This window comes from Streptomyces sp. NPDC054842, assembly GCF_053611025.1.
This window is the reverse complement of sequence record NZ_JBSGZN010000097.1, coordinates 1-6,146: the sequence shown is the minus strand read 5'-3', so window position 1 is coordinate 6,146 and position 6,146 is coordinate 1. Positions and strand designations below refer to the sequence as shown.

General features: G+C 72.0%; 5 protein-coding genes. 1 reads left to right on the top strand and 4 read right to left on the bottom strand.

Going from position 1 to position 6,146, the window contains the following annotated elements; genetic code table 11:
• Nucleotides 1-180: 180 nt before the first annotated feature.
• The 4 genes from ACWGIS_RS36165 to ACWGIS_RS36150 form a co-directional block, all read right to left on the bottom strand.
• Nucleotides 181-375, bottom strand: a complete 195-nt coding sequence (locus tag ACWGIS_RS36165) for an acyl-CoA carboxylase subunit epsilon (RefSeq protein WP_453366761.1) — start codon at nucleotides 373-375, stop codon at nucleotides 181-183.
• A 57-nt stretch (nucleotides 376-432) separates the two neighbouring features.
• On the bottom strand, nucleotides 433-2,025 hold the full coding sequence (locus tag ACWGIS_RS36160; RefSeq protein ID WP_453366760.1) for an acyl-CoA carboxylase subunit beta: 1,593 nt from the start codon (nucleotides 2,023-2,025) through the stop codon (nucleotides 433-435).
• 154 nt (nucleotides 2,026-2,179) lie between these two features.
• Nucleotides 2,180-4,516 (bottom strand): polysaccharide lyase 8 family protein, encoded by a 2,337-nt coding sequence (locus tag ACWGIS_RS36155; protein WP_453366759.1) that lies wholly within the window; start codon nucleotides 4,514-4,516, stop codon nucleotides 2,180-2,182.
• Between the two features lie 78 nt (nucleotides 4,517-4,594).
• Nucleotides 4,595-5,092, bottom strand: a complete 498-nt coding sequence (locus tag ACWGIS_RS36150) for a hypothetical protein (protein WP_453366758.1) — start codon at nucleotides 5,090-5,092, stop codon at nucleotides 4,595-4,597.
• A gap of 295 nt (nucleotides 5,093-5,387) precedes the next feature.
• Here ACWGIS_RS36150 and ACWGIS_RS36145 point away from each other — a divergent pair, with 295 nt between their 5' ends.
• Nucleotides 5,388-6,011 carry a YceI family protein gene (locus ACWGIS_RS36145; RefSeq protein WP_453366757.1) on the top strand — a complete coding sequence of 208 codons (624 nt, stop codon included), beginning with the start codon at nucleotides 5,388-5,390 and terminating at the stop codon, nucleotides 6,009-6,011.
• Nucleotides 6,012-6,146: the final 135 nt, after the last annotated feature.

The following is a 6,146-nucleotide window of genomic DNA, read 5'->3' as shown; positions in this document are numbered from 1 at the left end:
CTCGACGAGCACGCGCTGAGGGCCCGCCTGGGCTAGGCACGGCCGCACCGCGACCCTGGGGCGCCCCCTCCGTGGGGAGTGGGCGCCCCTGTCGTATGCCGTGCCCCGGGCGCCCGGAGCATGCCGCAGGGGCCCGTTCCTCGGCGGAACGGGCCCCTGCGGTGAGTGGTGGTGGGTGCGCTAGCGCCAGCTGTGCGGGGCGCGGAAGCCGGGCTCGCGCTCCAGGCGGCGCCAGCCGGCGCGGCCGCGGCGGCGGTGGACCGGGACGGCGTCGGCGGGCGCGGCGGCGGCGCGGGCCAGGAGGATCGCCGTGATGGCGGCGACCTCCTCGGGCTCGGCGTGGCCCTTCTCGACGCGGATGTCAGGGGTGCTCATAGGTCTCAGTCTCCGTGAGAGAGGTTTCCGCGGGGGTACCGCGGAGGGTCCGCGGGGTTACTGCGGGGGGTTGCCGTGCTTGCGGGAGGGCAGGTCCGCGTGCTTGCTGTGGAGCATCGCCAGCGAGCGGATGAGCACCTCGCGGGTCTCGGCCGGGTCGATGACGTCGTCGACCAGGCCGCGCTCGGCGGCGTAGTACGGGTGCATCAGCTCGGACTTGTACTCCTTGACCATGCGGGCCCGCATGGCCTCGGGGTCCTCGGCCTCGGCGATCTGGCGGCGGAAGATGACGTTGGCGGCACCCTCGGCGCCCATCACGGCGATCTCGTTCGTCGGCCAGGCGTAGGTGAGGTCGGCGCCGATGGACTGGGAATCCATGACGATGTACGCACCTCCGTAGGCCTTGCGCAGGATCAGCGAGATCCGCGGCACGGTGGCGTTGCAGTAGGCGTAGAGGAGCTTCGCGCCGTGGCGGATGATCCCACCGTGCTCCTGGTCGACGCCCGGGAGGAAGCCGGGGACGTCCAGAAGGGTGACGATCGGGATGTTGAACGCGTCGCACATCTGGACGAAGCGCGCGGCCTTCTCCGACGCCTCGATGTCGAGGACACCGGCAAGGCTCTGCGGCTGGTTGGCGACGATGCCGACGACCCGGCCGTCGAGCCGCGCCAGCGCGCAGATGATGTTGCGCGCCCAGCGCTCGTGGATCTCCAGGTAGTCGCCGTCGTCGACGAGCTCCTCGATGACCTTGGTCATGTCGTACGGCCGGTTGCCGTCCGCCGGGACCAGGTCCAGCAGGACGTCCGAGCGGCGCTCGGCGGGGTCCTCGGAGTGGGTCGTCGGCGGGTTCTCCCGGTTGTTCTGCGGGAGCATCGACAGCAGGTAGCGCACCTCGGCGAGGCACGTCTCCTCGTCGTCGTAGGCGAAGTGGCAGACGCCGGAGGTCTCGGCGTGCACGTCGGCGCCGCCCAGGCCGTTCTGCGTGATCTCCTCGCCGGTGACCGCCTTGACGACGTCCGGTCCGGTGATGAACATCTGCGAGGTCTCGCGGACCATGAACACGAAGTCCGTGAGGGCGGGGCTGTAGGCGGCGCCGCCCGCGCAGGGGCCGAGCATCACCGAGATCTGCGGGATGACGCCGGAGGCCCGGGTGTTGCGCTGGAAGATGCCGCCGTACCCGGCGAGCGCCGAGACGCCCTCCTGGATGCGGGCGCCGGCGCCGTCGTTCAGGGAGACCAGCGGCGCCCCGGCCGCGATGGCCATGTCCATGATCTTGTGGATCTTGGTGGCGTGGGCCTCGCCCAGCGCGCCGCCGAAGATCCGGAAGTCGTGGGCGTAGACGAAGACCGTGCGGCCCTCCACCGTGCCCCAGCCGGTGATGACGCCGTCCGTGTACGGCTTCTTGGCCTCCAGGCCGAACCCGGTCGCCCGGTGCCGGCGCAGCTGCTCGACCTCCTGGAAGGACCCGGGGTCGAGCAGCAGCTCGATGCGCTCCCGGGCGGTCAGCTTGCCCTTGGCGTGCTGGGCCTCGGTCGCCTTGTCGCTGGGGCCCCGCAGCGCCTGTGCACGGATCGCGTGCAGTTCGGCCACGCGTCCGCGCGCGTCAGTGGGTTCGCTCCCGGCAGGTCCAGCGTCGTCCAAAACGGTCATGTAGCGACCTTACGAAGTCCGGCAAGCAAACCGGGCCGTCGACTCCGTACAGTCTCCGGGCCGTTTTCCTGGTACCACCGGACAGAACCCGGACCCGGTGCAGGCGATCCGACTGCTCAGAGGGCCGTCGGCTTGTAGAGGTCGCACAAACCCGTCAGCTGAGAGTCACCTCACATTCACGGGTGGCACATACCGTCCCCGGAGTGACGCGCAGCCGCAGACGGCGGCCCGTCGCGAGGATCTCCACCCCGGGGTCCGCCCTGAGGACCCGGCGCACCGGCCGGTCCCAGGTGATCTCCAGGGCCTCACCGGTGCGCGGCGGTTCGCTCACGCAGAGAGTAGTGGTGCGGCCCCGTCGGCGGACCAGCACGCTCGCGCCCGCCGAGGAGGTGAGCGGGCCCGCCGTGCCGGCCGCCCAGAAGTTCGCGGCGGTCAGGCCGGCGGAGTCGACGTGCACCGCCTGACAGCGGGCGTCGTTGGCGAGTACCGACAGCCAGCGCCGGTCCGCGGCGCGGGCCGCGACCGCCCGCCGCGACGCGCCGGGCATGAGGACGTAGGCGTACGCGGCGTCGACGGGGTCGGTGCCGTGGTCGAGCCAGAGGGTCTGCCAGCGCCGGGTGCGCCGCTCCGTCGTGCTCGTGGTGTTGATGTCGGACCAGGCGCCCGTGCGGTCCTCACGCAGGGTGCGCAGCGCCGCCGCGCCCCCGGGGCCGGGGAAGACCCAGCCGCCGTGGCCTTCGAGGTGCGCCCAGCGTCCGCCGCGCGTGAGGCTCGCGGTGCCGTTCTCGCCCAGGTTGCGGTTGTCGACCACCGTCTCGACCGGGACCCCGTCGCCGGCGGTGATGCCGGCGCCGAGGCAGACCAGCGCGTCCGGCAGGCAGAACCACGACTTACGGGCCTCCAGGGTGGAGCCGAGGCCCCGCAGGTGCTGGCCCACGGCGGCGCAGGAGCCGTCCGTCGTGCCGCCGACCCAGACCGCGTCGGGCCGGGCCGCGCCCCACTCCCCGCCCTCCCGGTCGGCCAGGCGCCGCGTGGAGACGGTCGTTCCGGGCAGCCGGTACCAGTCCACCGTCGGCCAGTACCAGTCCGTGTACTGGCCGGAGTCCCCCGCCCACCAGAGCAGCATCCCGGCGCCGGTGTGCCAGCCGCGCGGGTTCTCGCCGTTGCCGCACTCGTAGTGCGCGATGCGCTCCGACGCCATCGAGAGGTTCGCGGCGAAACCGGGACCGCGGTGCACGGCGCGGTCCATCGCGGCGAAGAGCCGGTGCCCGGCGGGTTCGGGCGCGGCCACCGCGCCGGACGCGGCGACGGCGTGCAGCCGCGCCAGGTCGGCCACCCCGAACTGGGGGGCCGTCAGGATCGGGGTCACCGTGTCGCGCTCGATCCAGCCCTTGATCCGCGCGTGCCAGCGCTCCCGTTCGGCGGCACCGGCACCCTCGGCCAGCAGCGCGATCGCGGCGATCAGGCCCTGGCCGTGGAAGTGGTCGCTGCGCAGGACGTGCCGGTCGTCGCTCTTGAGGTGGCCGCGGCTGACGGCCCGCCCGTTGACGCTGTCCATCACCAGGCCGTCGTGGATCAGCGGCGCGTAGGCGTGCTCGACGCTGTCGAGGACGACGCTCCGGGCCGGGTCGGTCACCTCCCAGCGGGACCCGGCCAGCAGCGCGAACAGCCGGCCCAGCCCGTCGAGCAGGACCTGCCCGTACGTCCCCGAGTAGGCCACCCAGGTGTGCTGGACGAACGAGCCGTCGGCGTACAGCCCGTCGCCCCGGGTCACGTACGGGAAGACCGGCGAGAGGGCGTCCCGGGCGAGCGCGATCTTCCCGGGGTCCCGGCCGAGGACGCCGCGCAGGGCGACGGAGCGGCAGAGGTCGACGCGGTTGGCGCCGGTCGAGGTGCCGGAGTAGTCGAGGAGCATCGCGTCCGGGACGAAGTGGTCGACGGCCGCGCAGGCCGCCGCCCGCTGCGCCTCGGTGAGCCGGCCGTACAGGGCGGCGACGATGTCCATGAGGAGCCGGGGGCTGCCGATCTGCCACTCCCACCAGTTGCCGTACCGGCTGGTCGCGGGGTTGTAGACCGTCGCGAGGACGTGGTCGAGGCCGCGCAGGACGTCCGCGAGGAGCGCGGGGTCGCCGGTCGCACCGGTGCCGTCCTGGACGTACGCCTGGGTCATCGTCCAGAGCCTGCCGAAGCTCTGGGTGATGCCGGCGGGCGGGTCGAAGGGGTGGCCGGGCCACAGGGAGGCGGGGCCCGGCGCCATCGTCGTACGGAAGCCGGCCGCGAGGGCGCCGGTCTCGCGGAGCCGGGAGGCGTACGGTTCCGCCCGCGCGTCGTAGCCGGTGCCGAGGGCCAGGGACAGCCAGCGCAGGCGGAGGGCGTCGTACTCGTCGTCGGCGGCGGGGGCACCGGTGGCGGCCGCGGGGGGTGAGGCGGCGGCGGTGGCCGTGAGCGCGGCCGCGAGCAGGAACGAGCGGCGAGTCGAAGTCATGCCCATGCCGTCTACCACCTCACCCCACGCGGGGGAACCAGGCGGGGCTGTGCCCGGACGGGTCACCGCACGCCCGGCTCCGGGTCAGCAGCCGCCGCAGTTGTAGTAGAGGACGTCCCAGTGGTTGCCCTCGTCGGCGTAGATGTTGCCGGAGCCGGACTTGTACTGCGGGGCGCCGTCACCGCGCAGGCCGATGTACGTGAAGTTGTTCTTGACGTAGCCGGTGACGCAGGTGGTCCTGCTGAAGTCGAGCTTGTAGCCGTTCCAGTGCGAGTACGTGCCGCTCGCGTGGCCGGTCTCGGTGCCGCCCGTGATGTTCAGCGCGCAGCCGCTGGCCCGCTTGAGGGTCTGGGCGCCCTGCGCGGTGGCGAGGTTGAGCTGCTCGAAGGACGTGCAGGTGGAGTTGTAGCGGTCGGAGCAGTTGCCGGACGAGGACCAGGTGATGCCGACCTCGCGGAACATCGAGGTGGCCGTGGCGTGACTGATCTTGGTGACGGCGAACGCGTCGGTCGCGGTGCCGACGACGGCGACACCGGGGGCGACCACGAGGGCGAGTGCGGTCAGGGCGGAGCGGATCTTCATGGGGATGTCCTTCCTGCGGGTGACCGTGCTTGTGGCGGGGCGGCTGTGCAGGTGGAGCAGGGAGATGGTGCCCGAGGTCTACGCGTGTCCACCAGAGGGCGGACCGTCACAGCTGGAGGAACCTTCGGCGGCGCGCAGGCAAAACGCACCGTAACGCCATGAACACGCTCCGGATGATGTTGAAAACCGAACGGAATAGGTCTACGGTCGTCCGTGTTGACCTCGTTGAAAGTTAAACAGACTCCGCGGTCGCCACTTCCGTGAGGATCGCGACCCGTCCCCCAAGGAGCACGACATGGGCATCTTCGGCCGCAAGAACACCGACGACACCACCGCCGCCACCGCCACGCTGACCGAGACGGCACCCTCCGCCGACCTGGCCGCGCTGACCGGCGACTACACGATCGACCCGGCGCACTCGACGATCGGCTTCGTCGCCCGCCACGCCATGGTCACGAACGTCAAGGGCGGCTTCCAGGACTTCGAGGGCACGCTGCACCTCGACGGTTCCGACCCGTCGAAGTCCACCGTCTCGCTGGACGTCAAGATGGACAGCGTCGCCACGGGCAACGCCGACCGCGACGGCCACCTCAAGAGCGCCGACTTCTTCAAGACCGACGAGTTCCCGGCGATGACCTTCCGGTCGTCCTCCGTGGAGGCCCTGGGCGGCGACGACTACCGGGTCACCGGCGAGCTGTCGATCCTCGGCACCACCCGGCCGCTCAGCATCGACCTGGAGTTCAACGGCGCCGCGAAGGACCCGTTCGGCAACGAGCGCGTCGGCTTCGAGGGCACGTCGGAGATCCTGCGCTCCGAGTGGGGCCTCACCTGGAACGCGGCCCTGGAGACCGGCGGTGTCCTGGTCTCGGACAAGATCAAGCTGAACTTCGACATCTCCGCGATCAGGAACGCCGGCTGATCCGGCGCTCACCCCCTGCGCGCCCGCCCTCGTTACTCCCCCGTACACGGAGGGCGGGCGCTCGCGCGTCCGGCGGCCACCGCTCGCCGGGCCGCCGCGAGAACACCCGGGCCGGCCGGGGCTTCCCTCAGGGAC

Bases quoted from the DNA above. Each gene is read 5' to 3' on its own strand.
- ACWGIS_RS36150 (WP_453366758.1), bottom strand. From the start codon at position 5,092: ATGAAGATCCGCTCCGCCCTGACCGCACTCGCCCTCGTGGTCGCCCCC.
- ACWGIS_RS36145 (WP_453366757.1), top strand. From the start codon at position 5,388: ATGGGCATCTTCGGCCGCAAGAACACCGACGACACCACCGCCGCCACC.
- ACWGIS_RS36155 (WP_453366759.1), bottom strand. From the start codon at position 4,516: ATGGGCATGACTTCGACTCGCCGCTCGTTCCTGCTCGCGGCCGCGCTC.
- ACWGIS_RS36165 (WP_453366761.1), bottom strand. From the start codon at position 375: ATGAGCACCCCTGACATCCGCGTCGAGAAGGGCCACGCCGAGCCCGAG.
- ACWGIS_RS36160 (WP_453366760.1), bottom strand. From the start codon at position 2,025: ATGACCGTTTTGGACGACGCTGGACCTGCCGGGAGCGAACCCACTGAC.